Source organism: Limnohabitans sp., from assembly GCF_030158565.1.
Lineage (GTDB): Bacteria > Pseudomonadota > Gammaproteobacteria > Burkholderiales > Burkholderiaceae_C > Limnohabitans_A.
On record NZ_JAOASQ010000038.1, the window covers coordinates 96,711 to 123,086 of the forward strand.

Consider the following 26,376-nt stretch of genomic DNA (forward strand, 5'->3'; position numbering starts at 1 on the left):
TGCTTCCATGAAAAAACCGCCAGGCCCTTGCGGGCGCTGGCGGTTTTTTTCATGCAGCTTGCGCTGCAATGATCACTTGGCCTTGGGGTAGTCAGCCACAACTTTCCAGCGACCTTCCTGGATCTGCGACATGCGCGAGATGTTGTTGCCCAAACGCTTGGTGGGGCTGAACGTCATCTCGGGGCTGCCGAAGATGTCCGAAGGAATCTTCATGGTGTCCATGGCTTTGATGAAGGTTTCGGTGGTCAGGTTGGCACCGGCTTTTTCAACCGCACGCAGGTACGAATCCACGGCGCCGTAGCCATAGGCCGAGAAGACGGTGGGGTCTTCGTTGAACATGGTTTTGTACTTGTTGGCCCAGAAGCGGATGGGCTGCGAGGCCTCGTCCAGATAGGGGTGCTGTGAGGTCATGGTGGCATAGAAACCATTCATGGCGGGGCCACCCAACTTGTGGATCAAGTCGGTGTATGCCGCGCTCGAACCGACGAAAGTGGGGTTGAATCCCAGACGACGTGCGGTGGCGATGCCGCCGATCGTTTCACGGATGATGGTGCCCATGACCACGAAGTCGCACTTGGCGGAGGCCAGCTTTTGCATCTGCGATGCAAAGTCGGTCGCGCCGCGCTTGTAGGTGGTGACTTCAGCGAACTGCAAGCCGGCTTCCTTCAAGCCGGCTTCCGCACCGCGGAAGACTTCCAGACCGAATTCATCGTCCTGGTACATCGCACAAATTTGCTTGGCGCCTTTTTCCTTGATCAGGGTTGGCACGGCCTGGCGCATCTGGTCGTAATACGTGGCGGCGAACGAGTACTTGAGCTTGTGGAAGGGCTCGTACATTTCACGCGCTGCGGTCACAGGGAAGAAGTTGACCACGTTCTTCTGGAACTGCACAGGCATGGCGGCCATGTTCTGCGCGGCGCCAATGTGGGCCACCATGGCAAAGATCTTGTCTTGGTTGACCAGTTTTTGTGCAGCCAGCACAGCGCGACGCGGGTCATAACCCGAGTCTTCGACCAAGAGCTTGATCTTGCGACCATTGACGCCGCCTTGCTCGTTGACTTCGTCCACACGCAGCATCATGCCCAGGCGCACCTGCTTGCCAAAACCTGCCAAGGGTCCGGACAAGTCCTGGATGGAGCCAATGACGATTTCGTTTTTGCTCACGCCCTGCGTTTGGGCCGAGGCGCTGCCTGCGGCCAGTGCCATCGCTGCGGCGATCAGACTGAGTTGGATTTTCATGGGGCTTGTCTCCTGTTGTAAGTGAAAGGTGAATCGGTCAGCGGTACATCGCTTCAATTTGTGGCGCGTACTTTTGTTGAACCAGTTTGCGCTTGAGCTTCATGGTGGGCGTCAGCTCTTCGTCTTCGGCCGTGAGTTGCGTCTCCAGCAGCCAGAATTTCTTGATTTGTTCGACGCGTGCGAATTTCTTGTTCACGCGCTCGAGCTCGTTTTGGATCAGGTCTTGCACCTCGGCAGCGCGGGTCAGGCTGGCGTAGTTGGAGAAAGGCACATCGTTGTCCTGTGCGTATTTCTCCACGTTTTCCTGATCGATCATGATGATCACTGTGAGGTAAGCCCGTTTGTCGCCAATGACCACCGCGTCGGTGATGTAGGGCGAGAATTTCAGTTCGTTTTCCAGTTCGCTCGGGGTGATGTTCTTGCCCCCAGCCGTGATGATGATGTCTTTCATCCGATCGGTGATGCGGAAAAACCCTTCCTCATCGACCACACCCACGTCGCCGGTGTGCAGCCAGCCGTCCGCGTCAATGGTCTCGGCTGTTTTCTCGGGCAGGTTCAGGTAGCCCATGAAGACGTTGATGCCGCGCACCAGGATCTCACCGGTCACCGGGTCCAGACGCACTTCGTTGAAGTCGGCGGCAGGGCCAATGGAGCCGGGCTTGATGTGGTCGGCTGGCACGCCGGTGGCCGCGCCACAGGTTTCGGTCATGCCCCAGACTTCCAGCATGGGCAGGCCCAAAGCCAGATACCAGCGCACCAGATCGGGCGAAATAGGCGCTGCACCGGTGACCAGAAAGCGGGCGCGGTGGATGCCGATCATCTTGCGCACATTGTTCAGTGCCAGCCAGCGCGCCACATGAAAGCGCAGCTTCAAATGCGCTGGCACGGGCTTGCGCGCCAGCACCAAGACGGCCACCTGCTGGCCCACGCCGATGGCCCAGCCATACACAGCTTGCTGGAAGCCACCAGCCTCTTTCAGCGCGATCATCACGCCTGAATAAAACTTCTCCCACACGCGCGGCACACCGGTGAACACGGTGGGCGCGATCTCGCGCACGTTCTCGGGCACGGTTTCGGGGTTCTCAACAAAGTTCAACTTGGCGCCGGTGTAGAGCGAGAAATACTCGCCGCCCATGCGTTCGGCGATGTGGCACAGGGGCAAGAAGCACATGCACTCGTCGGTCTCGTCACGCGCGATCAGCGTGTTGTAGCCGCGCACGCTGTGCACCAGGCCCCGGTGGTTGTGCATGGCGCCCTTGGGCTTGCCGGTGGTGCCCGAGGTGTAGACCAAAATGGCCAGGTCTTCGGCGCGGCAGGCCTGGGTGCGCTGCGCCAGCATGTCGGGCTGGGCCTTCAGGTGCTCACGGCCCAAGGCGCGCAAGTCATCCAGGCTGATCACCTGCGGGTCGTGGAACTCGCGCAGACCGTCCATGTCGAACACGACGATTTTTTTGAGCAGCGGCAATTTATCGCGCACGGCCAAAGCTTTGTCGAGTTGCTCATCGTCTTCGACAAACAACACGGATGTGCCCGAATCTTCACTCAGGTAATGCACTTGTTCGGCCGCATCGGTGGGGTAAATGCCGTTGGCCACGCCGCCGGCACTCAGCACCGCCAAGTCGCACAAGACCCATTCGATGTTGGTGTTGGACAAAATGGACGCGGTGTGGTGGGCCTCAAAGCCCAAGGACATCAATCCGTGGCCGATCTCGCGCACGGCCTGAGCGGTTTCGTTCCAGGTCCAGCTGCGCCAGATGCCCAGTTCTTTTTGGCGCATCCACACCTTGGGGCCTCGGGCGGCTACTGCGTTCCAGAAAATCGCGGGAATGGTTTCGCCCGCCATGACGATGTTTTTGTTGGGCGCAATGCCCGAGACGTCCCAGAGGTTGCTCATCTCTTATCTCCAGGTTTTCTTCTTTTTCCAGCGGCGGTCGGCGCGCACGCCTTCTTCCTTCATGCCCAGGTAGAACTCCTTGATGTCGTCCTTTTCGCGCAAGCGGGCACAGCTGTCTTCCATCACGATGCGGCCGTTTTCCAGCACATAACCGTAGTCCGAGGCATTGAGCGCCATGTTGGCGTTTTGCTCGACCAGCAAAATGGTGGTGCCGCGCTCGCGGTTGATGCGCACCACGATCTCGAAAATCTCTTTGGTCAGCTTCGGGCTCAGACCCAAGCTGGGTTCATCCAGCAAGATCAGAACGGGGTTGGCCATGAGGGCCCGGCTGATCGCCAGCATCTGCTGCTGACCGCCCGATAGCAGACCAGCGTCTTGCGCTGCACGCTCGCGCAAAATGGGAAAGTAGTTGAACACCGCTTCCATGTCGCGGGCCACGCCATCGCGGTCGTTGCGGGTGAAAGCACCCATCAGCAAGTTGTCGCGGATCGACAGCAGCGGGAACACCTCACGGCCTTCAGGCACATGCATCAGACCGCGTTGCACGATGTGCGCCGGGTCCATGGCGGTGATGTTCTGGCCTTTGAATTCGACCGAGCCTTTACGCGGATCGATGATGCCGCTGATGGTTTTGAGGATGGTGGTTTTGCCCGCGCCATTGGAGCCGAGCACGGTGGCGATTTCGCCCTTTTTGACCTCCAGACTCACGCCCCGGATGGCCTTGATCGGGCCATAGGCGCTTTCCACGTTGAGCAGTTTGAGGACGATGTTGTCTTCGTTCGCAACGGTGTTCATGCGGCCTCCGCTGTGTGGTTTTCGCGGCGCAGCGCAGACACATCGTCCACCGAACCCAGATAGGCCTCGATGACGCCGGGATCGCTTTGCACCTGGCTGGGCGTGCCGGTGGCCAGCTCCTGGCCCTGGCTCATGGCCAGCACGCGGTCAGACACTTTGGACACCAGGCCCATGTCGTGTTCGACCATCAGGACCGAAATGCCCAACTCGTGTTGGATGTCGGAAATCCAGAAGGCCATGTCTTCGGTTTCTTCAACGTTCAGGCCCGAAGAAGGCTCGTCCAGCAAAAGCAGCTTGGGCTCGGTGCACAGGGCACGGGCCAGCTCCACCACTTTGCGCACGCCGTAAGGCAAGCCTGCAACCATGGAATCGCGGTGGTGTTGCAGGTCCAGGAAGTCGATGACTTCTTCGACCTTTTCACGCGCTTCGATTTCGGCCGCACGGGTTTTGGTGCTGAAAAACATTTCGCTCCACAAACCGGTTTTGCGGTGCGTGTGGCGGCCGATCAACAGGTTTTGCAACACGGTGGCGTGCTCGAACAACTCGATGTTCTGGAAGGTGCGCGCAATGCCCAGCCCGGCAATGTTGTGCGCTGGCTGGTCCGTCAGGCGCAGCGTACCCTCGGGGCCTGCGTAGTCGATCGTGCCCGTGGTGGGCGTGTAGATGCGGCTGATCAGGTTGAACACCGTGGTTTTGCCCGCGCCGTTGGGGCCGATCAGGGTGAACACTTCGCCTCGCTTGACGTCGAAGCTGACGTTGTTGACGGCCAGCACTCCGCCAAAGCGGACGCTCAGGTTCTGAGCAGAAAGGAGGATGTCGTCGTTCATTTGAGGCGGTCCGACTTCTGGAAGGATTTCTGGCGTTTGAACATGCCACGGCGGTAGAACGGGAACAGCTGGAACCAGGTGCGCACCTTGAGCCAGCGACCGTACAGGCCCATGGGTTCAAACAACACAAAGGCGATCAGCACGATGCCGTAGACCGTGCCTTGCAGGCCGGTGGCACCGCCAATGGCAGCAGGCAAAAAGTCTTTGCCCATGGCAATCAGCTGCGGCATGACGATCAAAAAGATCGCGCCCAAAAACGCACCGTGCACCGAGCCCAGACCACCGATCACCACCATCAAGAGCAAGTCGATCGACTGAATGATGTTGAACTGATCGGGCGAGAGGAACTGGATTTTGTGCGCGTACAGAGCGCCGCCAATGCCCGCCAGCGCGGCCGACAAAGCGAACGACAAGGTCTTGTAACGGGCCAGGTGGATGCCCATGCTTTGAGCCGAGATCTCGGAATCGCGGATGGCCACAAAAGCCCGACCGGTGGACGATCGCAGCAAGTTGAGGATGGCCAGCGTGGCGCCTACTGTCACCACCAAGCAGAGGTAATAGAAAGACTCGGTGCTGTCCAGTGTCCAGCCCATCATGGCCGGTGGATTGACACTCAGGCCAGCGTTGCCGCCGGTCATGTGTTCCCAACGCGCAATGCCTTCTTCGACGATGAAGCCAAAGGACAAAGTGGCCATGCCCAGGTAAATGCCTTTGACGCGCAGCGCAGGCAAGCCCACGATGACACCCGCGATGGCCGAGAACAAACCGGCACAAATCAAGGCCAAGGGAAAGGGCACCCCGGCATTGACCATCACCGCTTCGGTGTAGGCGCCCACGCCCAAAAAGGCCGCATGCCCCATGGAGAACAAACCGGTGAAACCGGCCAGCAGCATCAGGCCCAAGCCCACCACCGCGTAGATCAACACAAAGGTCAATTGCGCCAGCCAGTATTCAGCCACCACCCAGGGGGCGGCGATCAGGAACAGCGCCAGCAAGCTGTACCAAAAGACATGGCCGCCGTGCTTGGCCAGCGTGATGTCCTGGTTGTATTGGGTTTTGAAAATGAATCGCATGCTAAGGCCTCAGACTTTCTTGCGCAGTTTTTCGCCAAACAAGCCGTTGGGCTTGAGCACCAGCATGAGCAAGACCACGATGTAAGGCGCAATGTCTTTCACACCTTCAGGCAAATAGAAACCGGCCATGGACTCCACGATGCCGATCACCAGACCGCCAACGATGGCGCCCGGCAAACTGCCAAAGCCCCCGACCACCGCGGCCGGAAAAGCCTTCAGGCCAATGAAGCCCATGTTCGCGTGCACAAAGGTGATGGGCGCCAACAGCAAACCCGCCACCGCCGCCACACCTGCGGCCAGGCCCCACACCAGGCCGTTGAGGCTTTGCACCGGGATGCCCATGTAATAGGCGGCCAACTGGTTTTGCGAGGACGCCTGCATGGCGATGCCCAGCTTGCTGTACTTGAACATGGCAAACAAGCCCAGACAGAGCACCGTGGTGAAGGCGATCACCACCAGCTGCTCAGCCGCCACCACCAGCGCGCCCATCTGCAAGACCTGCCCGGCGTAGGGCACGGGCATGGTGTGGGTGTCGGTGCCCACATCGGGGATCATGGTGATCAGGCCGCGCAGCACATAGCCCACACCGATGGTCAGCATGACGATGGAGAAAGCGGGTTGCCCCAGGATCGGGCGGATGACCAGGCGTTCGAGCAAAGCGCCAAACACGCCCATGGCGATGATGGCGGCGGGCACCGACAGCCAAAAGGGCATACCCAGCCAGGTCATGGCGGCCAGGCCCGCAAAGGCGCCGACCATCATCAGGTCGCCTTGGGCAAAGCTCACCGTTTCGGTGGCCTTGTAAATCAGCACGAAACCCAGGGCAATGAGTCCATAGATACAGCCCTGAGCCACACCGCTGATCAGCAGTTGCAGCACTTGCACGCTTGTCTCCTTGTTGTACTTCTGTCGTCCTGCGCCAGTCCGGATGGAACCTGTGGTTCATGCCCAGACCATTTGCGAACGGTCGTGCGATTGTGTATGTCTTTCACGAGACTGACCCTAGGGGTTGTCCCCCATCCACAGTCACGTGCGGCGCAGCAAGATGGGCCCATGACGCAATCCATACGCATTGGCTCAGGGCTTGGTTTTTATGGTGACAACTGGGAGCCCGTGGCCGCCAGCATTGAGCGCGGCGATGTGCAGTACATCGCCAGCGACCACCTGGCCGAACTGACCCTGGCCATCTTGCAAAAAGACCGGCAACGCGATCCCTCGCTGGGCTATGCCCGCGATGTGGTGCCCATGCTCATGCGCCTGTGGCCCTTGATGCAAGCGCGTGGCGTGAAGTTCGTGTGCAATGCGGGCGGCCTGAACCCCATGGGGGCGGCACAAGCTGTACAAACGGCGCTGGCCGCCAAAGGCTGGCACCCGCGCATCGCCGTGGTGTCGGGCGACGATGTGCTCGACCTCTTGCAGGACGAACACACACGCTTTGACCACCTGATGAACGGCGGCGATGTGGGCACGGTGCGTGAGCGCCTGGTGTTTGGCAATGCCTACCTCGGTGCGCAGCCCATCGTGGATGCACTGTCGCAAGGCGCGGACATCGTCATCACCGGACGCGTGGCCGATGCGGCCTTGTTTCTGGGCCCCTTGGTGCACGGCCTGGGCTGGAAGCTCTCGGATGCCCAAACGCCCGAAGACTTCAACCGCCTGGCCCAGGGCCTGACGGTGGGGCATTTGCTGGAATGTTCGGGCCAAGGCAGCGGCGGCAATTTTGGGGACCAGGGTCACTGGCAAAACATTCCGGATCTGGGCCACATCGGCTACCCGATCGCCGAGGTGCATGCCGACGGCACCGCCATCATCACCAAAGCACCCGGCACAGGCGGGCTGGTGAACTTTGACACCGTGCGCCAGCAACTGCTGTACGAGGTGCACAACCCGCACGCGTATTTTTCACCCGATGTGGTGCTCGACATGGGTCAGATCCAGTTGCACGACGAAGGCCAGCACCGTGTGCGTCTGACCGGGGCACAAGGCACGCCACCCACCGAGCAGCTCAAGGTGGTGGCGGGCTTCAGGGACGGCTTCAAGGCCGACATCACCTGGGGCTTTTCATGGCCCGACGCTTGGGACAAGGTTCAAGCGGCCGAACGCATCGTGCGCGAACAATTGTGCGAGCGAAAAATTCCTTTCGACGAATTGTTTGTGGAATACCCCGGCCTGAACTCGGCACACGGGGCCTTGGCCCCCTTGCCTGCCGCCGCCGAGCTCAATCAACGCAACGAGATCTGGGTGCGCATGGTGCTGCGCACGCCGAGCAAAGCCGCAGCCGATAGCTTTGGCCGGCTGTTCCCCTGGATGGCCTTGAGCGGCCCCGCTTACACCTGTGGATTTCAGGGCCTGAACAACACCAGCGAGCTGCTGGGCATCTGGCCGACCTTGATTGCGCGTGAGCAGGTACACGCGCGCGTTGACATGCTGGAGGTGCAGCCATGAGCTCAACACTGCGTATCCCCTTGGTGCAACTGGCCCACGCCCGCAGCGGCGACAAAGCCGACTGGGTGGACTTCGGCCTGTTCGCCTGGAACGAAGCGGGCTACCGCATCCTCGAACGCGAGGTGACGGCCTCCAAAGTGCAAGCGCACTTTGCGCCCTGGTTGCCCGGCCATGTCGATGTCTGGCCGCTGCCCAACATCCTGGCCATCAAGCTGGTGCTGCATGGTGCCCTGCAAGGCGGCGGTGCGCGCAACCTGCGGCTGGACAACCTGGGCAAAGCCATGGGCGCAGCGCTTTTGCGCATGGAGATCGAGCTCAGCGCCGAAGAATTCGAGCAGGCGCAAAAAAGCCCCCGAAGGGGCTGGTGGCCTGACGCTTAAAACGTGTCGATCTTCAGCGCACTGCCAAACGCGCCAGACTGCCTCATTCAGAAATGGGCAGTCCCACCAATTGCTGCAACTGGGCCAAATCCAGGCCATCCACCTTGTCCACAAGTTTCAAGCCTTGTGGGGTGCATGCCAGTGTTGCCAAGTCGGTGTAAATGCGTTTGACGCAGCCAATCGCGGTCAGGGGGTAAGTACAGGTCTGCACCAACTTGCTCTCGCCTGCCTTCGTCAGCAGGTCCATCATCACCCAGGTTTGCTTGGCCCCAACCGCCAGGTCCATCGCGCCGCCGACAGCCGGAATGGCCCCGGCCTCGCCCGTGCTCCAGTTGGCCAAATCGCCTGTGGCCGAGACCTGAAAAGCGCCCAGCACGCAAATGTCGAGATGCCCGCCGCGCATCATGGCAAAGCTGTCGGCATGGTGAAAAAATGCCCCACCCGGCAACAAGGTCACGGGCTGTTTACCAGCATTGATGAGGTCGTAATCATCCTCGCCATCGGCGGGTGCCGGGCCCATGCCCAGAATGCCGTTTTCGCTGTGCAAGATGACCTCACGCCCCGCCGGGATGTGGTTGGCCACCAGCGTGGGCATGCCGATGCCCAGGTTCACACAAGCGCCATCGTGGATGTCTTGCGCCACGCGCCGGGCCAGTTCATCCTTGCTGCGGCGTTGGTAAGAAGTGTTCATGTTCATCAGGCCGCTTTCTTGAATCCGCCACCCTGGGTGGCCACACGGTCGATATGCAACACACGGCTCACATGGATGCCCGGCGTCACGATGGTTTCAGGGTCCAGCGCGCCCAGCGGCACCACCTCGTGCACCGTGGCCACCGTGTGCTTGGCCGCTGTGGCCATCACAGGTCCGAAATTGCGCGCCGCCTTGCGGTAAGTCAGGTTGCCCCAACGGTCACCACGCTCTGCCTTGATCAGTGCCAGATCACCGTAGATCGGATATTCGAGCACATACTGGCGTCCTTGGATTTCACGGGTTTCCTTGCCACGTGCCAGCTCGGTGCCAAAACCGGTGGGGGTGAAGAAAGCGCCAATGCCCGCGCCCGCAGCGCGCAGGCGCTCGGCCAAATTGCCCTGCGGCACGAGTTCCAGCTCGATCTGACCACTGCGGTACAAACTGTCGAAGACATGCGAATCGGTCTGCCTCGGAAAACTGCAGATGATCTTGCGCACGCGCCCGGCCTTGAGCAAAGCGGCCAGACCAGTGTCGCCATTGCCAGCGTTGTTGTTGACCACGGTGAGGTCCTTGGCGCCTTGCGCAATCAAGCCGTCGATCAATTCATTGGGAATACCTGCGGTGCCAAATCCACCAATGAGCACCGTCGAGCCATCGGCCACCGGCCCCAGTGCATCGGCCATGCTTAAAGCTATCTTGTCGATCATGTTTGCACTTCAAAAGCGTTGAGGGTCATGCACGCAAGTATCTACCAAGCAGGCATGTCCGCAGAAATGAATGGGAGATTTGCCGATACCGATCAAACGGGACAAGGCGTGCCTTGGTGTGCCAGCATTCGCAGGCCTTGCGGCCCCTCTGCTCCAGACTCGGGCATCCACACCGTCATGAACAAGCTGCGCACCGCCTTGGACTGACCGTCTTTGCTGACCTCGGCCGACATGCGCCCGGTCACCACATGGCCCGAGCCTGCCGCATGCACTTGCAAGTCTTCAAAAGACAAGCTCAGGTACTTCAAGCTGCCACTGGCCAATTTGGCCAGATAGGTGGTCTTGCTATCGCGCGCCCCCGTGGAATGCACGTAGACCAAACCATCGGACAGCAGCCCATCCAGGGCCGCGACGTCACCGTTCAGCATGGCTTGGCGGCGTTGCTCTTCAGCGATCAATGCGCTCATTTGCTTGATTCCATTTTGATGTTCGAGCGGGGCACCTCAGCATGAAATCGCTCTACTTGCGCTGACAGCCATGCCGCAGGCCACCACAGACCCTCACTGTCCCGGGCATCCAACAGCAGATCCAGCCTGTGCAAAAGCCATCGAAGCGATCACATCACGCACAGGCATGTTGCGCAGCAACGGTTTGACAGGCCAGGGCACCCGACAACCGTCAGGGCCCTTAGACTCACCGCCCCGATCGTCTGGATGAGACGCCGCCGGGTCTTCTTGCGCTCAGTCCAGCTTCACGCCGGCCTTGCGAATGGCCGGGCCCCACAGGGCATCGTCTTGTTTGAGAAAGGCTGCAAATTCGGCCGAAGTCTGCCCCTTCAAGTCACCGCCGTAAGAACGCCACTTGGCGATCAACTCGGGATTCTGCGCGGTGGCTTTTTGCATGGCCTCGCCCAGTTTGGCCACCGCGGCTGCAGGTGTGCCTGCAGGCGCAAACAAACCGATCCAGGCAGTAGGGCTGTAGTCAGGCAAACCCGCCTCGGCAAAGGTGGGCACATCCGGGAAGTTGGGGTGACGCGTCTTGCCCGTCAGCGCCAAAATTTTGAGCTTGCCCGCCTTGACGTTGCCAATGGCAGCGGGCAAGGCGTCAAAAATCACGTTGACCTGACCGGCCACCAGATCCGCATAAGGGCTTGAGGTGTTGTAAGGCACAAAATCGATCTTGACCCCGGCGTTCGAGGCGAACCACTCACCGGCCAGATGGGAGTAGCTGCCCACACCCGATGTGGCCGCTGTCAACGAGCCTGGCTGTCTTTTCAAACGCTCGATCAGCTCCTTCGCATTTTTCTCGGGCACGCTCGGATGGGCCGTCAGGGCCGTGTTCAACAGCCCGACAACGCTGATGGGCACAAAGTCGCGCTCCACTTTGTAAGGCACCTTGGCACCATAGGTATAGGGCAACACCGACATCGAGGTGGTCGAACCCATCACCAAGGTGTAGCCGTCGGGTGCGGCTTTGGCACCGGCCTCCATGCCAATCATGGTGGACGCGCCCGGACGGTTTTCCACCACCACCGATTGCCCCAGGGCTTTGGACAACTCCAGCGCAATTTCGCGGGTGTTGGCGTCCGGGCCTGTGCCCACGGGGAAAGGGGCAATGATCTTGATCGGTTTGTTCGGATAGTCCTGCGCCATGGCGGGCAAGGCACTGAACAAAGCCAAGGCCAAAGTGGCCAGGCCCATGCGGCGGGTGGTGCGATTCATGCGAGTGTCTCCTGTTTGTGGATGTTCAAGACCATGGGGTCTGACAGCATTCTTTCAAATCAAATAAATTCTCACTATGGGATAAACCATTAGTTTTTTATTCATCAATCAAAATAGAATCAATGAAGTTTTCGCAAACGGAGTGAGCATGTCGAACCCTCTTGGTCAGAAAAATTCCCTGTCTTTCAGCCACATGGGCTTCTATGTGCGTGACCTCGAACGCATGGCCCGCTTTTACAAAGAGGTGATGTGCTTCTTCGAAACCGATCGCGGCGACTTAGGGCCCGTGCAACTGGTGTTCCTCAGCCGGGACCCTTGCGAACACCACCAGATCGTGCTGGCCACGGGCCGTCCTACAGACCTGTCGTTCAGCGTGATCAACCAGATTTCGCTGCGCGTACCCGACCTGGCCACACTGCGCACGGTGCGTGACCGGGTGACCGCCGACCCCGATGTGAGCGATCTGGTCTGCGCCACCCATGGCAATGCGGTGTCGATCTACTTTCGCGACCCCGAAGGCAATCGACTGGAGGTATTTCTGGACATGCCCTGGTACTGCGAGCAACCTCTGCGCGAGCCGATCGATCTGGACCAAAGCGATGAAGCCGTCATGGCTGTCGCCGAAGCCCTGGCACGCAGCCGCCCCAAATTCCGCAGCCGCACTCAGTGGATCACGGAAATGCAAGTGCTCATGGGGTACAAGGCATGAACCAGACGGTGTTTGACGTCGCCATCATCGGCTATGGCCCGGCGGGTGCCACGCTGGCCAACTTGCTGGGGCAATACGGCCTGTCGGTGTTGGTGCTCGAGCGCGAGGCCGAGATCTACCCTCTGCCCCGCGCCATCCATTTCGACGGTGAAACCATGCGCGTGTTCGAGACCGCTGGTTTGCGCCCACAGGTCGAGACCATCTCGCGCCCGGGCCTCAAGGGCATGTACTTCAACAACGCCGCGGGCGAGACCTTGCTGATCCGCGCGGGCACCCAAGAACGCGGCCCCCACGGCTGCGCCACCAACCACTACTTTCACCAACCCGAGCTCGAAGCCGTGTTGCGGTCTGGCTTGCAGCGCTACCCACACGTGCAAGTGCGCACCCGCCACGAAGTCACCGCCATCCAAGACGACACTGACGTCGCCACACTGCAAGTCACCGACCTGCAAACACAGGAAAGTCATACCGTGCAGGCCCGCTATGTGGTCGGCTGCGACGGCGCACGGTCCATGGTGCGCAAAGTGCTGGGCACCCGCATGCGCGATCTGGGCCTGCACCAGCCCTGGCTGGTGTTCGATGTGCGGCTCAAAACCGATGTCCCCGGTCTGCCCGACCACACGGTGCAGCACTGCGATCCGGCCCGCCCCATGACGTATTGCAACGTGACCGGCAACCGCCGCCGCTGGGAAATCATGCTCATGCCCGGCGACGATCCGGCGCAACTGGTCCAGCCCGAAACACTGTGGAAGCTGGTGCGTAAATGGGTCACGCCAAGCCAAGCCGACATCGAACGCGCCGTGATCTACACCTTCCACTCGGTGATCGCCGAGGGCTGGCGCCAAGGCCGCTTGATGCTGGCCGGTGACGCGGCGCACCAGACACCACCCTTCTTGGGCCAAGGCATGTGCGCGGCCATTCGCGATGCGTCCAACCTGGCCTGGAAGCTCAACGCCGTGCTGCGTGGCCGCGCAGACGATGCGCTGCTGGACACCTACGAAAGCGAACGCTCCCCGCATGTGCAGGCCTTCATCGACCTGGCCGTCAAGTTGGGCGACATCATCCAGACCACCGATCCGCAGGCGGCTCTCGAACGCGATGCCAAGTTCAAAGCCGGTCAGCCCGAGATCTTCCAGTTCCCGGCGCCGCGCCTGGGCCCTGGCGTCTGGCAAGGCGAGCAGGCAGCTGTGGCCCAGGTGTTCCCGCAACCCACGCTGGCCGATGGCCGCCTGCTCGACGCCGTACTGGGCCTGCAGTTTGCCGTGATCGGTGACGAAACAGTGCTGAACGCCACCAGCGATGACACCCGCGCCCACTGGCAGGCACAAGGCGTGGTCGTATTGCCCGCACGCGACCCCGAGCTGCAGACTTGGCTCACGCAACAAGGCGTACGCGCCGTGCTGTTGCGCCCGGACCGCTACATCCTGGGCGTGGCGCAAACAGGCGCCGAGCTCGACAGCATCAGTGCTTTGTTGCCCGCTGCGGCAGCCCTGACCCCCTGATGTTTTTGAATTGCCCATGACCGACAAAACCGACACCAGCCTCGCCCGCATGCTCAGCGTGCTCGACCTGTTCTCCGACCAGCGCCTGCACTGGAGCGCCGAAGACATCAGCGAGACGCTGGGCGTGTCCCTGCCCACCAGCTACCGCTACCTCAAGACCCTCAGCGATGCGGGCCTGCTGCGGCGTGGCAGCGATGCCCAATTTGCGCTCGGGCCTCGCATCGTCGTGCTGGACCACTTGATACGTCAGGCCGACCCGGTGCTGCAATGCGGCATCCCGTTCATGAAAGAGCTGGTGGCCCAGACCGGTTTTGACTGTGTGGTCTCCAGCTTGCATGGCGACCAGTTGCTCGATACGCACCGCGAACTGGGCTCCATGCCGGCCAGTCTGAGTTATGGCCGTGGACGCCCGCGCCCCTTGTTTCAAGGGGCTGCGCCCAAAGTCATCCTGGCGGGCTGGACGCCTCCGGCTTTGCACAAATTGTTCGACAGCCACACCGAAGACATTGCCGCCGCAGGCTTGCCCAGCGATTGGTCGGCGTTTCGCCGCTACTTCAGTCAAATCCGCAAAAACGGCCACTACTTCTCCGATGGCGAACTCGAATCCAATCTGGCCGCTGTGGCCGTGCCGTTGCACCAGGCCGATGGCAGCGTGATCGCCGCCCTCTCGCTCGTGACCAGCGTGCAACGCATGGCCGTGATCGACCGCAGCAAACTCACCCCCCTCATCCAGCGGGCCGCGCAAGAAATTTCCGCGCGGCTGAGCTGATCCTTTCCTTTTGTTGACCCACCTGAAAGCCAGACCATGAAACTCATCAGCTTCCTGAACCAGGGCGTGCCCTCCTACGGCGTCGTGAACGGCGACGACGTGCTCGACCTGACCCCCATCCTGGGTGCACAAGCGCCCGACCTGAAAACCCTGATCGCCAAAAACCTGTTGGGCGCGGCGGCCGATGCGGCCAAGGCGCACAAGCCCACACTCCAGTTCTCGCAACTGCAGCTCTTGCCCGTGATCCCCAACCCGGGCCAGATTTTTTGCATCGGCTTGAACTACGGCGAGCACGTGCGCGAAACCGGCCGCGAGGTGACCGAGGTCCCAACGATCTTCATCCGCTTAGCCGACTCGCAGGTGGCGCATGGCCAGGACATCGTGCGCCCACCCGAGTCGCACCGCCTGGACTACGAAGCCGAGATCGCCGTGATCATCGGCAAGGGCGGCCGCCGCATCCAAGAGGGAGACGCCTGGGACCACATTGCGGGCTACAGCTGCTACAACGACGGCTCGGTGCGCGACTGGCAAATCGCCACCTCGCAGTGGACACCCGGCAAGAACTTCTACAAGACCGGCGGCTTCGGCCCCTGGATGGTCACCAGCGACGAGATCGCGCCTGCGCAAGTGATGCGCCTGCAAACCGTGCTCAACGGCCAGGTGCTGCAAGACACCACCACCGACAAGATGATCCACAGCATCCCGCGCCAGATCGCCTACATTTCCACCTTCATCCCGCTGTCGCCCGGCGACGTGATCGTGACGGGCACCCCCGGTGGCGTGGGCAACAAGCGCACGCCGCAGATCTTCATGAAACCCGGTGATGTGTGCGAGATCGTGGTGGACGCGATCGGCACGCTGCGCAACGGCATCCGCGACGACGCATGAGCCAAGAGGCGTTTTCAACGGCCGATGCCCAAGGCTATTTCAGCCGCATGTTGCGCGGCGAAACGCCCCCTGCGCCGGTGCTCACGCTGCTGGGCAGCCGGATCATTGCGGTGGACGCGGCCGCAGGCAGCCTGAGTGCCCGCTACGAAGCGCAGGCCAATTTCCGCAACCCGGCGGGCACCGTGCAAGGCGGCATGCTGAGCGCCATGCTCGACGACCTCACGGCCAGCTTGGTGGATGCCACCCTGGCTGCAGGGCAAGGCGTGGCCACACTCAACCTGAACGTGTCCTTCCTGCGCCCGGCGCAGGTGGGCACGCTGCAGGGCGAAGCGCGCATGCTGCGCCGTGGCCGCGATGTCTGCCATGCGATGGGCACATTGCTGCAGGACGGCAAGGAAGTGGCCACCGCGGTGGCGGTGTGCAAGATTGTCTCGGTGCCCTCGTAAGACCACGATCCTCATCACCATGACCCGTCACATGTTCTCGTCCTATCAGACCCACATCCCTTTTCAGGAGAACGCCCGATGAACAGTTCCACGATTCATTCCCCTCTCAACCGCCTTGGCCACACGCTGGGCCGCTCATGGGTTCTGGCCCTGGGCCTGATGGCCAGCTTGGGCGCAGCACACGCGCAGGACGCTTGGCCCACGCGGCCCATCAAGCTGCTGGTGGGCTTTGCGCCAGGCGGCAGCAGCGACATGGTGGCGCGCTTGATCGCCACGCCGCTGGGCGAACGGCTGGGCCAGCCCGTGGTGGTAGAGAACCGGGCGGGTGCAGGCGGCAACATCGCCGCCGATGCGGTGGCCAAAGCCACGCCCGACGGCTACACGCTGGTGCTGCTGCCCAGCGGGCATTCGAGCAATGCCGCGATGAAAAAGAACCTGCCCTTCGACCCGGTCAATGACTTCGCCTGGGTCTCCACCGTCACCACCTACCCGCTGACGCTGTCGGTCAAACCGAACTCGCCGATCACCTCGTTCCGTGATTTCATCCAGCGCGTGAAAAGCGAACCCAACCGCTACACCTACACCTCGGTGGGCGTGGGCACGGCCATGCATTTGTTTGGCGAATGGCTGATGGCGGAAAGCGGTGGTGTGGCCACGCATGTGCCCTTCAAAGGCGGCACGGCCCCGATGATGGAACTGCTGGCCGGTCGTGTGGATGTGATGATCGACACCATGACCACCACGGCACCACTGTTCAAGGAAAACCGGGTGCGGGTGCTCGCCACCACCGCACCTGCGGGCCAAAACGCCTTGCCTGGCGTGCCCTCGGTGGCCGACAGTTTTCCGGGCGTGGTGTTCGATTCATGGCTGGGCATTGCGGGCACCAAAGGCACGCCGCCAGCGGTCGTCGATCGGCTCAACCGCGAACTGCGCGCCGTGCTGGAGCTGCCTGCGGTCAAGCAACGCCTGACCGACTGGGGCGGCCACCCGCAGGCCAGCAAGCCTGCAGAATTTCGCAGCCGGGTGGACGGCGAGATCCGTCAGCTCAGCCGCATCGTGACCGAGCGAAAGATCGAAGCGCAGTGACCAGCGGCGGTGCAGTGCTGTTGCCAGCTTGACCCGCAACAGTGCACCGCCCACTGCACAAAGGATCAAACCCGCTCGATGATCAGCGCAATGCCCTGACCCACACCGATGCACATGGTGCACAGCGCGTAGCGGCCGCCCGTGCTGTGCAGGCGGTTGATGGCGGTGGTGGCCAAACGGGCACCGGAGGCACCCAGCGGGTGACCCAGCGCGATCGCACCGCCCCAGGCGTTGACACGGGCGTCGTCGTCTTTCAGGCCCAGCATGCGCAGCACGGCCAGGCCTTGTGCGGCAAAGGCTTCGTTCAGTTCGATCACATCGATCTGGTCCAGCGTCAGGCCAGTCTGGGCCAGCACCTTGAGGGTGGCAGGCGCGGGGCCAATGCCCATGATGCGCGGGGCCACGCCAGCAGTGGCCATGCCGACCACGCGCGCTTTGGGGGTCAGGCCGTTCTTGGCCGCGGTGGCCTCATCGGCCAGCAGCAAGGCGCATGCGCCGTCGTTCACGCCCGAGGCGTTGCCTGCGGTCACGGTGCCGTCTGGGCGCACCACACCTTTGAGCTTGGCCAACGCTTCAAGGCTGGTTTCGCGGGGGTGTTCGTCGGTGTCAACGATGATGGCGTCGCCCTTTTTCTGGGGGATGCTGACGCCCACGATTTCACGGGCCAGGTGACCGGCCTTGATGGCCGCCACCGCACGCAGCTGGCTGTTGTAAGCCATCAGGTCTTGCGCTTCGCGCTCGATCTTGAAGTCGGTCGCCACGTTCTCGGCCGTCTCGGGCATGGAGTCCACGCCGTACTGGGCCTTCATCAGCTTGTTCACAAAGCGCCAGCCAATGGTGGTGTCGTACACCGCATTGGCGCGGCTGAAGGCGCTTTCGGCCTTGGGCATGACAAACGGGGCGCGGCTCATGCTCTCCACACCACCGGCGATCATCAGGCTGGCTTCACCGGCCTTGATGGCACGCGCTGCGGTGCCCACAGCATCCAGGCCCGAGCCGCACAGGCGGTTGAGGGTAGCGCCCGGGACATCGATCGGCAAACCGGCCAGCAAGCTGCTCATGTGGGCCACGTTGCGGTTGTCTTCACCGGCCTGGTTGGCGTTGCCGTACAGCACGTCGGTCACCGAAGCCCAGTCCACGTTGGGGTTGCGGGCCATCAGGGCGCGCAGGGGCACAGCGCCCAGGTCGTCGGTGCGCACGCTGCTCAAAGCGCCACCGTAACGGCCGAAGGGGGTGCGGATGGCGTCGCAAATGTAGGCTTGGTTCATGTTTTCAGTCTCCAGGTTAAGGGTGTATGCATTTTATTGCATGTTTGATGTATATACTGAAGTCATTCTAGGGCTTGAATCCGCAAGGGGCCTGTGCGGCGCTGCCCGGGCTCAGAGGCGCTTCGCTTTGCCACATCGCCCGAACAGCGCCGCACAGGCCCCTTGCTCGATTACAGGCTTGATTTGCCCCTTGCCCACGCTGGTGGGTTGGGGTCAGGGGCTGGGGTGATGTGGCAAAGCGAAGCGCCTCTGAACCCCAGCCCCTGACCCCAACCCACCAGCCCACAAAGGGCAACATGAAGGACAATCCACCCCATGCTGATTCAACCTTCACAAGCCGATGTGCGGCGATTTTTTTGTGGCGTTTACGCCAAGGCCAAAACAGCGGCTCCGCTGGAGCCGATGGAAATGCTGGTGAGCCAATGGATCGACGAGCACCCGGAATACCACGCTGAACTGGCGGATGTGGACGCGGCGCTGGCCAGCATGCTCAAAGCAGACCCCAACAAGGAAAACCCGTTTTTGCATTTGTCCATGCACCTGTCGATCAGCGAGCAATGCAGCATCGATCAGCCACGAGGCATTCGCCAGGCGGTGGAGTTGCTGACGCACAAACTCAACTCACTGCACGACGCGCACCACCAAGCCATGGAGTGCCTGGGCCGCATGGTCTATGAAAGCCAACGCGCCGGCCGCATGCCCGACGGCGCGGCCTACATCGACTGCGTGCAAAGGCACGCGACCAAGGACTGATGTTTCAACGGTGCGTGGCGCCGCTGAACTGGCGCTCTTCGGCCAACCAGGTCAAGACAGGTATGGTGCCGGGCAATACCGGTACCACGTCCACTGGCAGTTGCTGCCAAGCGTGCGTTTGCGCTTCGCGCATTTGCAAGTCACCCTGCCAGTCCCACACTTTGCAAAAGTGCAGCCGCACCAAGGCGTGCGGGTAGTCCACCATCTGGGTTTTCCAGATCGCGGCTTGGCCAATCACGATGCCCAGCTCTTCCTGCAGCTCACGGCGCAAGGCCTCTTCGACCGTTTCACCGGCCTCGAGCTTGCCACCCGGAAACTCCCAATAGCCCGCATAGACCTTGCCCTCGGGGCGCGAGGTCAACAAAAACTGGCCATCGGCTTGCATGAGCACGCCCACCGCAACATCCACCACGGGGCGGTCGCTGCCGCCTTCGCGCTGGCGCTCGCCGTCGGCCACCAACAAGCTGCTCATGCGCTGACCTGACGGCCCATGTAGTCACGAGCAAACTGATACGCCACACGGCCGCTGCGTGAGCCGCGCTCCAGCGCCCACAGCAAGGCATCGGCACGGGCTGCTTCGATTTGGGCAGCAGTGGCACCCAAGCTGCCCAGCCATTGCGCGGCGATGTGCAGGTACTCGTCTTGCGAGAAGGGGTAGAAACTGATCCACAAACCAAAGCGTTCGGACAGGGAAATTTTTTCTTCCACGCCTTCACCGGGATGCACTTCACCGTCATCGGTGTGTTTGTAGGTGAGGTTCTCGCTCATGTACTCGGGCAGCAAGTGGCGGCGGTTGCTGGTGGCGCAGATCAGCACATTGGGGGTGGACGCTGCCACCGTGCCGTCGAGGATGGACTTGAGCGCCTTGTAGCCAGGTTCGCCATCTTCAAAGCTCAAGTCATCGCAATAGACCATGAACTTTTCAGGACGCGAAGCAACCACTTCGATGATGTCGGGCAAGTCGGTCAGGTCGGCCTTGTCCACCTCGATCAGGCGCAAGCCTTGCGCTGCATACGAATTCAAACAAGCCTTGATGAGCGAGGATTTGCCGGTGCCACGCGCCCCGGTCAGCAGCACGTTGTTGGCCGGGCGGCCGTTGACGAACTGCTCGGTGTTGCGTTGCAGTTTTTCTTTTTGCTGGTCGATTTCCTTCAGGTCATCGAGCGTCATGGCCGCCACGTGGCGCACCGGCTCCAGCACGCCGTGACCGGACGAGCGCTTGCGGTAACGCCAGGCGATCGCTTGCGACCAGTCGGGTGCGGACAAGGGTTGGGGCAAGACCGATTCGATGCGGTCCACCAGTTGGCTGACTTTGGCCAGCAGTTGTTCCAGCGTTTGGCTCATGAACGGTAATCCGCGTTGATGGTGACGTACTCGTGGCTCAAATCGCAGGTCCAGACGGTGTCGGTGGCGGTGCCGCGGCCCAGGCCCACACGCACGGTGATCTCGCTGCCCTTCATGACGCGCTGGCCGTCTTCCTCGCGGTACTCGGGGCGGCGACCGCCTTGCGAGACCACGTGCACATCGTCCAGGTGCAGCTCGATCAGGCCCTGGTCCAGATCGGTGATGCCGGCATAACCCACTGCCGCCAGAATGCGGCCCAGGTTGGGGTCGCTGGCAAAGAAGGCGGTTTTGACCAGGGGCGAATGCGCGATGGCATAGGCCACCAAACGGCACTCTTCGGCAGTGCGGCCGCCTTCGACCTGCACGGTGATGAATTTGGTGGCACCTTCGCCATCGCGCACGATGGCGTGGGCCAGTTGGCGTGCGACCTGCATCAGGCCCTTGAACAAAGCTTGACCGTCGGCGCTGTCCAGCGAAGTGATCTGCGCGTGAGCAGCCTGGTGGGTGGCGATCAGCATGAAGGAGTCGTTGGTCGAGGTGTCACCGTCGATGGTGATGCGGTTGAAAGACCCATCGGCCAAGGTCTTGACCAAAGCGGGCAGCAAGGCCGGATCGATGTTCGCATCGGTGGCCACAAAGCCCAGCATGGTCGCCATATTGGGGCGGATCATGCCCGCGCCTTTGCTGATGCCGGTGATGTTCACCGCCTTGCCACCGATGTTGACCTGCACGCTGGCCGCTTTGGGCTGGGTGTCGGTGGTCATGATGCCTTCGGCGGCTTGCGCCCAGTGGGCCGCTTGGGCGTTGGCCAATGCAGCTGGCAAACCGGCGACGATGCGGTCCACCGGCAGCGGCTCCATGATCACGCCGGTCGAAAACGGCAAGATCTGCGCAGGCGCGCATTGCAGCAAGCTGGCCAAAGCCTCGCAGGTCTGGCGCGCATGGGCCAGGCCCGGGGCACCCGTGCCCGCATTGGCGTTGCCGGTGTTGATCACCAAGGCGCGCACCGCACTGCCTTGCGCCAGATGCTCACGGCATACCTGCACGGGTGCTGCGCAATAGCGGTTGCTGGTGAACACCCCCGCCACACTGGCGCCTGCGTCCAGCAGCATGACGCTCAGGTCTTTGCGGTTGGCTTTGCGCACGCCGGCTTCGGCAATGCCCCAACGCACACCGGCAACGGCGTGCAATTGGGCGGGATCGATCTGGGGCAGATTCACGGGCATGGTGATCTTTCAAAAATGGAGATGAATTCAAAGTCCACAAACAAAACGGGCCGAAGCCCGTTTTATCCGCTGAGACATGCTCAAGCCAACTTGCCGTGGCATTGCTTGTATTTTTTGCCACTGCCGCAAGGGCAAGGATCGTTGCGGCCCACCAGGCCCCAGTCCTGCTGACCGCCAGCGGCGACGGTTTGCGGCTCGCCCGACTCGTCGGGTGCGCTGTAGGTCACGTTGCTGATGTGCTCGGCACGCTCTTCGATGTCGTGCGCAGCTTGCTCGATCTGCGCTTCGGACTCGATGCGCACCAACATCAAGGTGCGGGTGACTTCGTTTTTGACCGAGTCCAGCAATTGACCGAACAGCTCGAAGGCTTCGCGCTTGTATTCCTGCTTGGGTTGCTTTTGGGCATAGCCGCGCAGGTGGATGCCTTGGCGCAGGTAGTCCAGCGCACTCAGGTGTTCGCGCCAGTGGGTGTCGATGCTTTGCAGCAAGACCATGCGTTCAAACGGCGTGAAATTGACTGCGCCCACTTGGTCGAGCTTGGCCTGGAACTGGGCATGGGCCGCAGCCACCACGGTCTCCAGAATCTCTTCGTCGGTGATGGCGTTGGAGGCCTGCACTTTTTCACGCAGGTTCAAAGGCAGTTGCCATTCATCGGCCAGTACTTTTTCAAGGGCTGCCAGGTCCCACTGCTCTTCCACCGTTTCGGCAGGCACGAATTGACGCACCAAGTCGGTGAAGCAGCCTTCACGCAGCGATGCGATCTGGCTTTCCATGTCTTGCGCATCCAGGATGTCGTTGCGCTGCTGATAGATCACCTTGCGCTGGTCGTTCGAGACATCGTCGTATTCGAGCAATTGCTTGCGGATGTCGAAGTTGCGCGACTCCACTTTGCGCTGGGCGCTTTCGATGCTGCGGGTCACGATGCCCGCCTCGATGGCTTCGCCCTCGGGCATCTTCAAGCGGTCCATGATGGCGCGCACGCGGTCGCCCGCAAAGATGCGCATCAGCGGATCGTCCAGACTCAAATAAAAGCGCGATGAACCGGGGTCACCCTGGCGGCCCGAACGGCCACGCAGCTGGTTGTCAATGCGGCGTGACTCGTGGCGCTCGGTGGCGATGATGCGCAAGCCGCCGTTGGCTTTGACCTGCTCGTGGGTTTGTTTCCATTGTTCGCGCAAGGCGGCGACTTTGGCTTGGCGATCGGCTTCAGACAAGGACTCGTCGGCTTCGATGGCCTGCACGTCTTTTTCGATGTTGCCGCCCAGCACGATGTCTGTGCCGCGACCAGCCATGTTGGTGGCAATGGTGATCATGGCCGGACGACCGGCCTGCGCCACGATGTCGGCTTCACGGGCATGCTGCTTGGCGTTGAGCACCTGGTGCGGCAAGTTCGCTTGCGTGAGCAATTGCGAAATCAGCTCGGAGTTCTCGATCGAGGTGGTGCCTACCAGCACGGGCTGGCCGCGCTCATGGCATTCACGGATGTCGGCAATCGCAGCGGTGTAACGCTCTTCGGAAGTCTTGTAAACGCGGTCGAGTTGGTCTTCGCGCTGGCTCTTGCGGTGGGGCGGGATCACCACGGTCTCCAGACCATATATTTCCTGGAACTCATAGGCCTCGGTGTCGGCCGTACCGGTCATGCCACCGATCTTGTTGTACAGGCGGAAGTAGTTCTGGAAGGTGATCGAGGCCATGGTCTGGTTCTCGGCCTGGATCTGCACGCCTTCCTTGGCTTCCACCGCCTGGTGCAGGCCATCGCTCCAGCGGCGGCCGCTCATCAGGCGACCCGTGAACTCGTCCACGATCACCACTTCGCCGTCTTGCACCACATAGTGCTGGTCGCGGTGGTACAGGTGCTGCGCGCGCAGCGCGGCATTCAGGTGGTGCATCAAGGTGATGTTGGCCGGGTCGTACAGGCTCGCGCCTTCCGGGATCAAGCCCAGTTGGGCCAGCACGGCTTCGGCTTTTTCATGACCGTCTTCGGTCAAAAACACCTGATGTGATTTTTCGTCCACGGTGAAGTCGCCGGGTGTGATGATGCCCTCACCCGTGCGGGGATCGGCTTCGCCTTCCTGGCGCGTCAGCAGGGGGATGACCTGCTTCATCGCCAAATAGGTGGCGGTGTGGTCTTCGGCTTGCCCGCTGATGATCAGTGGCGTGCGGGCTTCGTCGATCAGGATCGAGTCCACCTCATCGATGATGGCGTAGTTCAGCGTGCGCTGCACACGGTCTTGTGCTTCATAGACCATGTTGTCGCGCAGGTAATCGAAGCCGTATTCGTTGTTGGTGCCGTAGGTGATGTCCGAGTTGTAAGCGGCCTGCTTTTCCTCACGGGACATCTGAGCCAAGTTGATACCGACCGACAGCCCCAGAAAGTTGAACAGCTTGCCCATCCACTGCGCATCGCGGCTGGCCAGGTAATCGTTCACCGTGACCACGTGCACGCCGCGGCCTGCCAAGGCGTTCAAATACGCAGGCAATGTCGATGTGAGCGTCTTGCCTTCACCGGTGCGCATCTCGGCGACCTTGCCGTTGTGCAAGGCGATACCGCCGACCAGTTGCACATCGAAATGCCGCATCTTCATGACGCGCTTGGAGCCTTCACGCACCACGGCGAAGGCTTCTGGCAGCAAAGCATCGAGCGTCTCGCCTGAGGCCACGCGCTGCTTGAAGCTTTCGGTCTTGGCGCGCAATGCGTCGTCGCTCAAGCCTTCCAGACCGGCTTCCAGGGCATTGATGCGCTCCACCGTTTTGCGGTATTGCTTGAGCAGACGATCGTTGCGGCTGCCGAAAATTTTGGTGAGGAATGGGATGGCCATGTTTGCGAGATCCACCTACAGCCATAAGCCGAGGAACAGACCGTCTATCCTGTCAAGTTAAAAGGTTCATTTGAAGCCGGGGCCACAGAAAACAAGTCCTGCACGACCCCGACCTGGCCCTGTCAGACCAAAGGATCATTTTAGCCTCTGACGGTGACCGTTCTGGGCTGGATCCATGCCTGCGCGGTGATGCTGCGTGATAATGCTTTGGCCTCGGTTCAACATGCAAAGACGCCACCACCCCATCCCCCTGCAACAAGCCGTGCAAGAGTCACCCACTTTTGCACTGCTGGCCAGCCGCGTGCGCGAATCATCCGAGCGCCTTCAGGCCATTCGCAGCCTGCTGCCTGCCCCTTTGCGCGCCAGTATTCAAGCCGGGCCGATCGAAGAGGGCTCCTGGTGCTTGCTGGTCAGCTCCAACGCCGTTGCGGCCAAATTGCGTCAGATGACCCCCGCACTGCAAGCTCATCTGAACCAAAAAGGTCTGCAAGTGACGGCCATCCGCATCAAGGTTCAAAACCAGCGTCTTTGAGGGTCGAGACCCAAGAAAAAAGCCCCTGATCTTGCGATCAGGGGCTTTTTAATTTTGGTGCCGCTTGTCGGATTCGAACTGACGACCTACCGCTTACAAGGCGGGTGCTCTACCAACTGAGCTAAAGCGGCACGGGCTAGATTTTAACGCGCTAAGCACAGCACTTTGGCCGAGCACGCGTAATTTTTTACTTTATTCGCGTCAACGCGGGACGCCCCGAAACCGGCGGCGGCGTGGGTTCACCATCGCCCTCATCGGCGCTTGATTTGTCCACGGCCGCTAAGTTGGCCGGCACCGACTCTTCGTCGCTGACCGGAAACGCCATGCCTTGACCGTTCTCGCGGGCATAGATGGCCATGACACGGTGGATGGGCACCATGATGTCGCGCGGCTTGCCGCCAAAGCGGGCCTTGAATTCAATGAACTCATTGCCCAGCTTGAGCGAACTGGTGGCGTCCATGCTCACATTCAGGACGATCTCGCCGCCTTGCACATATTCACGCGGCACCTGCACCGAGCCATCGACCTTGACCGCCACATAGGGCGTGAAGCCGTTCTCGGTACACCACTCATACAAGGCCCGAATCAGGTACGGGCGGGTCGATGGCAGTTCGGTGTCGCTGAACATGTCGGTCCTCACAGGCAATTACTTGCGCATGACTTTCTCGGAAGGGGTCAATGCTTCGATGTAGGCAGGGCGCGAGAAGATGCGCTCGGCGTACTTGAGCAAAGGTGCGGCATTCTTGCTCAGCTCGATGCCGTAGTAGTCCAGACGCCAGAGCAGCGGCGCGATCGCCACGTCCAGCATCGAGAAGTTGTCACCCAGCATGAACTTATTCTTCAGGAACACGGGAGCCAACTGGGTCAGGCGGTCACGGATGTGGGCGCGTGCCTTCTCCAGTGCCTTGTCGTTGCCCTTGAGGGTGCGGTTTTCCAGCGTGACGACGTGGGCAAACAGTTCTTTCTCAAAGTTGAGCAGGAACAAGCGCACGCGTGCACGGTCGACTGGGTCACCGGGCATCAACTGAGGGTGTGGAAAACGCTCGTCGATGTACTCGTTGATGATGTTCGATTCGTACAGAATCAGATCGCGCTCGACCAGGATGGGCACCTGACCGTAGGGGTTCATCACATTGATGTCTTCGGGCTTGTTGTAGAGGTCCACATCACGGATCTCGAAGTCCATCCCTTTTTCAAACAACACAAAGCGGCAGCGGTGTGAAAAAGGGCAAGTGGTTCCGGAATAAAGCACCATCATGGCG

General features: G+C 61.1%; 27 protein-coding genes and 1 tRNA gene. 10 read left to right on the plus strand and 18 right to left on the minus strand.

From position 1 onward, the window contains the following. Positions 1 to 72: 72 nt before the first annotated feature. The 6 genes from Q1W40_RS08270 to Q1W40_RS08295 are packed head-to-tail and all read right to left on the minus strand — an operon-like array spanning position 73 to position 6,713. Positions 73 to 1,239, minus strand: a complete 1,167-nt coding sequence (locus Q1W40_RS08270; protein WP_300710888.1) for an ABC transporter substrate-binding protein — start codon at positions 1,237 to 1,239, stop codon at positions 73 to 75. Between the two features lie 37 nt (positions 1,240 to 1,276). After that, complete coding sequence (locus tag Q1W40_RS08275) at positions 1,277 to 3,133, minus strand: long-chain fatty acid--CoA ligase (protein WP_300710890.1); 1,857 nt, start codon at positions 3,131 to 3,133, stop codon at positions 1,277 to 1,279. A 3-nt stretch (positions 3,134 to 3,136) separates the two neighbouring features. Next, the gene (locus tag Q1W40_RS08280) at positions 3,137 to 3,928 is read right to left on the minus strand and encodes an ABC transporter ATP-binding protein (RefSeq protein WP_300710891.1); all 792 of its coding nucleotides are present in this window, start codon (positions 3,926 to 3,928) and stop codon (positions 3,137 to 3,139) included. Continuing rightward, entirely contained in the window at positions 3,925 to 4,755 is an 831-nt protein-coding gene (locus Q1W40_RS08285; RefSeq protein ID WP_300710893.1) for an ABC transporter ATP-binding protein, read from the minus strand. Before Q1W40_RS08285 ends, Q1W40_RS08280 begins: the two co-directional genes overlap by 4 nt. Next, the gene (locus Q1W40_RS08290; RefSeq protein ID WP_108326294.1) at positions 4,752 to 5,828 is read right to left on the minus strand and encodes a branched-chain amino acid ABC transporter permease; all 1,077 of its coding nucleotides are present in this window, start codon (positions 5,826 to 5,828) and stop codon (positions 4,752 to 4,754) included. Before Q1W40_RS08290 ends, Q1W40_RS08285 begins: the two co-directional genes overlap by 4 nt. Positions 5,829 to 5,837: 9 nt before the next feature. Then, on the minus strand, positions 5,838 to 6,713 hold the full coding sequence (locus Q1W40_RS08295; protein ID WP_300710896.1) for a branched-chain amino acid ABC transporter permease: 876 nt from the start codon (positions 6,711 to 6,713) through the stop codon (positions 5,838 to 5,840). Between the two features lie 168 nt (positions 6,714 to 6,881). Here Q1W40_RS08295 and Q1W40_RS08300 point away from each other — a divergent pair, with 168 nt between their 5' ends. Further along, positions 6,882 to 8,273: an acyclic terpene utilization AtuA family protein gene (locus Q1W40_RS08300; RefSeq protein ID WP_300710898.1), complete on the plus strand. Its 1,392-nt coding sequence runs from the start codon at positions 6,882 to 6,884 to the stop codon at positions 8,271 to 8,273. Continuing rightward, on the plus strand, positions 8,270 to 8,653 hold the full coding sequence (locus Q1W40_RS08305) for a hypothetical protein (RefSeq protein ID WP_300710900.1): 384 nt from the start codon (positions 8,270 to 8,272) through the stop codon (positions 8,651 to 8,653). Before Q1W40_RS08300 ends, Q1W40_RS08305 begins: the two co-directional genes overlap by 4 nt. Positions 8,654 to 8,696: 43 nt before the next feature. Here the strand turns inward: Q1W40_RS08305 and Q1W40_RS08310 are convergent, their stop codons facing one another. The 4 genes from Q1W40_RS08310 to Q1W40_RS08325 all read right to left on the minus strand — a co-directional run bounded on the left by Q1W40_RS08310 (position 8,697) and on the right by Q1W40_RS08325 (position 11,772). Then, a complete protein-coding gene (locus tag Q1W40_RS08310; RefSeq protein WP_300710901.1) occupies positions 8,697 to 9,344 on the minus strand; it encodes a 3-oxoacid CoA-transferase subunit B in 648 nt (215 codons plus the stop codon). A gap of 5 nt (positions 9,345 to 9,349) precedes the next feature. Next, complete coding sequence (locus Q1W40_RS08315; RefSeq protein ID WP_300710903.1) at positions 9,350 to 10,051, minus strand: 3-oxoacid CoA-transferase subunit A; 702 nt, start codon at positions 10,049 to 10,051, stop codon at positions 9,350 to 9,352. A 92-nt stretch (positions 10,052 to 10,143) separates the two neighbouring features. Continuing rightward, on the minus strand, positions 10,144 to 10,518 hold the full coding sequence (locus Q1W40_RS08320; RefSeq protein WP_300710905.1) for a nuclear transport factor 2 family protein: 375 nt from the start codon (positions 10,516 to 10,518) through the stop codon (positions 10,144 to 10,146). A gap of 273 nt (positions 10,519 to 10,791) precedes the next feature. Next, positions 10,792 to 11,772 carry a tripartite tricarboxylate transporter substrate binding protein gene (locus Q1W40_RS08325; RefSeq protein ID WP_300710907.1) on the minus strand — a complete coding sequence of 327 codons (981 nt, stop codon included), beginning with the start codon at positions 11,770 to 11,772 and terminating at the stop codon, positions 10,792 to 10,794. A gap of 148 nt (positions 11,773 to 11,920) precedes the next feature. Between Q1W40_RS08325 and Q1W40_RS08330 the strand changes: the two genes are divergently transcribed. From Q1W40_RS08330 to Q1W40_RS08355, 6 genes are all read left to right on the plus strand, one after another. After that, complete coding sequence (locus tag Q1W40_RS08330) at positions 11,921 to 12,481, plus strand: VOC family protein (protein ID WP_300710909.1); 561 nt, start codon at positions 11,921 to 11,923, stop codon at positions 12,479 to 12,481. After that, entirely contained in the window at positions 12,478 to 13,983 is a 1,506-nt protein-coding gene (locus Q1W40_RS08335; RefSeq protein ID WP_300710911.1) for a bifunctional 3-(3-hydroxy-phenyl)propionate/3-hydroxycinnamic acid hydroxylase, read from the plus strand. The genes Q1W40_RS08330 and Q1W40_RS08335 overlap by 4 nt, the downstream gene beginning before the upstream one ends. Positions 13,984 to 13,999: 16 nt before the next feature. Next, complete coding sequence (locus Q1W40_RS08340; protein ID WP_300710913.1) at positions 14,000 to 14,752, plus strand: IclR family transcriptional regulator; 753 nt, start codon at positions 14,000 to 14,002, stop codon at positions 14,750 to 14,752. 36 nt (positions 14,753 to 14,788) lie between these two features. Beyond that, on the plus strand, positions 14,789 to 15,640 hold the full coding sequence (locus tag Q1W40_RS08345; protein ID WP_300710915.1) for a fumarylacetoacetate hydrolase family protein: 852 nt from the start codon (positions 14,789 to 14,791) through the stop codon (positions 15,638 to 15,640). Continuing rightward, positions 15,637 to 16,086: a PaaI family thioesterase gene (locus Q1W40_RS08350; RefSeq protein WP_300710917.1), complete on the plus strand. Its 450-nt coding sequence runs from the start codon at positions 15,637 to 15,639 to the stop codon at positions 16,084 to 16,086. Before Q1W40_RS08345 ends, Q1W40_RS08350 begins: the two co-directional genes overlap by 4 nt. A 78-nt stretch (positions 16,087 to 16,164) precedes the next feature. Beyond that, on the plus strand, positions 16,165 to 17,172 hold the full coding sequence (locus Q1W40_RS08355) for a tripartite tricarboxylate transporter substrate binding protein (RefSeq protein WP_300710919.1): 1,008 nt from the start codon (positions 16,165 to 16,167) through the stop codon (positions 17,170 to 17,172). Between the two features lie 65 nt (positions 17,173 to 17,237). Here the strand turns inward: Q1W40_RS08355 and pcaF are convergent, their stop codons facing one another. Further along, positions 17,238 to 18,440 carry a 3-oxoadipyl-CoA thiolase gene (pcaF, locus tag Q1W40_RS08360; RefSeq protein WP_300710921.1) on the minus strand — a complete coding sequence of 401 codons (1,203 nt, stop codon included), beginning with the start codon at positions 18,438 to 18,440 and terminating at the stop codon, positions 17,238 to 17,240. 318 nt (positions 18,441 to 18,758) lie between these two features. Here pcaF and Q1W40_RS08365 point away from each other — a divergent pair, with 318 nt between their 5' ends. Then, entirely contained in the window at positions 18,759 to 19,193 is a 435-nt protein-coding gene (locus Q1W40_RS08365) for a DUF1841 family protein (protein WP_300710976.1), read from the plus strand. Between the two features lie 4 nt (positions 19,194 to 19,197). Here Q1W40_RS08365 and Q1W40_RS08370 read toward each other — a convergent pair whose 3' ends face one another. From Q1W40_RS08370 to secA, 4 genes are all read right to left on the minus strand, one after another. Further along, on the minus strand, positions 19,198 to 19,665 hold the full coding sequence (locus tag Q1W40_RS08370) for an NUDIX domain-containing protein (protein ID WP_300710923.1): 468 nt from the start codon (positions 19,663 to 19,665) through the stop codon (positions 19,198 to 19,200). Further along, positions 19,662 to 20,537, minus strand: coding sequence for an ATP-binding protein (locus tag Q1W40_RS08375; protein WP_300710925.1), 876 nt, complete (start codon positions 20,535 to 20,537; stop codon positions 19,662 to 19,664). Before Q1W40_RS08375 ends, Q1W40_RS08370 begins: the two co-directional genes overlap by 4 nt. Continuing rightward, entirely contained in the window at positions 20,534 to 21,763 is a 1,230-nt protein-coding gene (argJ, locus tag Q1W40_RS08380; protein WP_300710927.1) for a bifunctional glutamate N-acetyltransferase/amino-acid acetyltransferase ArgJ, read from the minus strand. Before argJ ends, Q1W40_RS08375 begins: the two co-directional genes overlap by 4 nt. An 80-nt stretch (positions 21,764 to 21,843) precedes the next feature. Next, positions 21,844 to 24,582 (minus strand): preprotein translocase subunit SecA, encoded by a 2,739-nt coding sequence (secA, locus tag Q1W40_RS08385; protein WP_300710929.1) that lies wholly within the window; start codon positions 24,580 to 24,582, stop codon positions 21,844 to 21,846. A 223-nt stretch (positions 24,583 to 24,805) separates the two neighbouring features. Here secA and Q1W40_RS08390 point away from each other — a divergent pair, with 223 nt between their 5' ends. Continuing rightward, positions 24,806 to 25,114: a DciA family protein gene (locus Q1W40_RS08390; RefSeq protein WP_300710931.1), complete on the plus strand. Its 309-nt coding sequence runs from the start codon at positions 24,806 to 24,808 to the stop codon at positions 25,112 to 25,114. A 55-nt stretch (positions 25,115 to 25,169) separates the two neighbouring features. Here Q1W40_RS08390 and Q1W40_RS08395 read toward each other — a convergent pair. From Q1W40_RS08395 to Q1W40_RS08405, 3 genes are all read right to left on the minus strand, one after another. Beyond that, positions 25,170 to 25,245 (minus strand) — tRNA-Thr (locus tag Q1W40_RS08395). A 56-nt stretch (positions 25,246 to 25,301) separates the two neighbouring features. Beyond that, on the minus strand, positions 25,302 to 25,742 hold the full coding sequence (locus Q1W40_RS08400; protein ID WP_300710933.1) for a ClpXP protease specificity-enhancing factor: 441 nt from the start codon (positions 25,740 to 25,742) through the stop codon (positions 25,302 to 25,304). 18 nt (positions 25,743 to 25,760) lie between these two features. Further along, positions 25,761 to 26,372, minus strand: a complete 612-nt coding sequence (locus Q1W40_RS08405; protein WP_108326348.1) for a glutathione S-transferase N-terminal domain-containing protein — start codon at positions 26,370 to 26,372, stop codon at positions 25,761 to 25,763. Positions 26,373 to 26,376: the final 4 nt, after the last annotated feature.

What these genes read in the sequence shown, in the direction of transcription:
- secA (WP_300710929.1), bottom strand. Translation starts at nt 24,582, where the DNA reads ATGGCCATCCCATTCCTCACCAAAATTTTCGGCAGCCGCAACGATCGT.
- Q1W40_RS08340 (WP_300710913.1), top strand. Translation starts at nt 14,000, where the DNA reads ATGACCGACAAAACCGACACCAGCCTCGCCCGCATGCTCAGCGTGCTC.
- Q1W40_RS08305 (WP_300710900.1), top strand. Translation starts at nt 8,270, where the DNA reads ATGAGCTCAACACTGCGTATCCCCTTGGTGCAACTGGCCCACGCCCGC.
- Q1W40_RS08350 (WP_300710917.1), top strand. Translation starts at nt 15,637, where the DNA reads ATGAGCCAAGAGGCGTTTTCAACGGCCGATGCCCAAGGCTATTTCAGC.
- pcaF (WP_300710921.1), bottom strand. Translation starts at nt 18,440, where the DNA reads ATGAACCAAGCCTACATTTGCGACGCCATCCGCACCCCCTTCGGCCGT.
- Q1W40_RS08290 (WP_108326294.1), bottom strand. Translation starts at nt 5,828, where the DNA reads ATGCGATTCATTTTCAAAACCCAATACAACCAGGACATCACGCTGGCC.
- Q1W40_RS08345 (WP_300710915.1), top strand. Translation starts at nt 14,789, where the DNA reads ATGAAACTCATCAGCTTCCTGAACCAGGGCGTGCCCTCCTACGGCGTC.
- Q1W40_RS08400 (WP_300710933.1), bottom strand. Translation starts at nt 25,742, where the DNA reads ATGTTCAGCGACACCGAACTGCCATCGACCCGCCCGTACCTGATTCGG.
- Q1W40_RS08325 (WP_300710907.1), bottom strand. Translation starts at nt 11,772, where the DNA reads ATGAATCGCACCACCCGCCGCATGGGCCTGGCCACTTTGGCCTTGGCT.
- Q1W40_RS08375 (WP_300710925.1), bottom strand. Translation starts at nt 20,537, where the DNA reads ATGAGCCAAACGCTGGAACAACTGCTGGCCAAAGTCAGCCAACTGGTG.
- Q1W40_RS08330 (WP_300710909.1), top strand. Translation starts at nt 11,921, where the DNA reads ATGTCGAACCCTCTTGGTCAGAAAAATTCCCTGTCTTTCAGCCACATG.
- Q1W40_RS08310 (WP_300710901.1), bottom strand. Translation starts at nt 9,344, where the DNA reads ATGAACACTTCTTACCAACGCCGCAGCAAGGATGAACTGGCCCGGCGC.
- argJ (WP_300710927.1), bottom strand. Translation starts at nt 21,763, where the DNA reads ATGCCCGTGAATCTGCCCCAGATCGATCCCGCCCAATTGCACGCCGTT.
- Q1W40_RS08320 (WP_300710905.1), bottom strand. Translation starts at nt 10,518, where the DNA reads ATGAGCGCATTGATCGCTGAAGAGCAACGCCGCCAAGCCATGCTGAAC.
- Q1W40_RS08275 (WP_300710890.1), bottom strand. Translation starts at nt 3,133, where the DNA reads ATGAGCAACCTCTGGGACGTCTCGGGCATTGCGCCCAACAAAAACATC.
- Q1W40_RS08335 (WP_300710911.1), top strand. Translation starts at nt 12,478, where the DNA reads ATGAACCAGACGGTGTTTGACGTCGCCATCATCGGCTATGGCCCGGCG.
- Q1W40_RS08315 (WP_300710903.1), bottom strand. Translation starts at nt 10,051, where the DNA reads ATGATCGACAAGATAGCTTTAAGCATGGCCGATGCACTGGGGCCGGTG.
- Q1W40_RS08390 (WP_300710931.1), top strand. Translation starts at nt 24,806, where the DNA reads ATGCAAAGACGCCACCACCCCATCCCCCTGCAACAAGCCGTGCAAGAG.
- Q1W40_RS08270 (WP_300710888.1), bottom strand. Translation starts at nt 1,239, where the DNA reads ATGAAAATCCAACTCAGTCTGATCGCCGCAGCGATGGCACTGGCCGCA.
- Q1W40_RS08280 (WP_300710891.1), bottom strand. Translation starts at nt 3,928, where the DNA reads ATGAACACCGTTGCGAACGAAGACAACATCGTCCTCAAACTGCTCAAC.
- Q1W40_RS08405 (WP_108326348.1), bottom strand. Translation starts at nt 26,372, where the DNA reads ATGATGGTGCTTTATTCCGGAACCACTTGCCCTTTTTCACACCGCTGC.
- Q1W40_RS08285 (WP_300710893.1), bottom strand. Translation starts at nt 4,755, where the DNA reads ATGAACGACGACATCCTCCTTTCTGCTCAGAACCTGAGCGTCCGCTTT.
- Q1W40_RS08355 (WP_300710919.1), top strand. Translation starts at nt 16,165, where the DNA reads ATGAACAGTTCCACGATTCATTCCCCTCTCAACCGCCTTGGCCACACG.
- Q1W40_RS08370 (WP_300710923.1), bottom strand. Translation starts at nt 19,665, where the DNA reads ATGAGCAGCTTGTTGGTGGCCGACGGCGAGCGCCAGCGCGAAGGCGGC.
- Q1W40_RS08300 (WP_300710898.1), top strand. Translation starts at nt 6,882, where the DNA reads ATGACGCAATCCATACGCATTGGCTCAGGGCTTGGTTTTTATGGTGAC.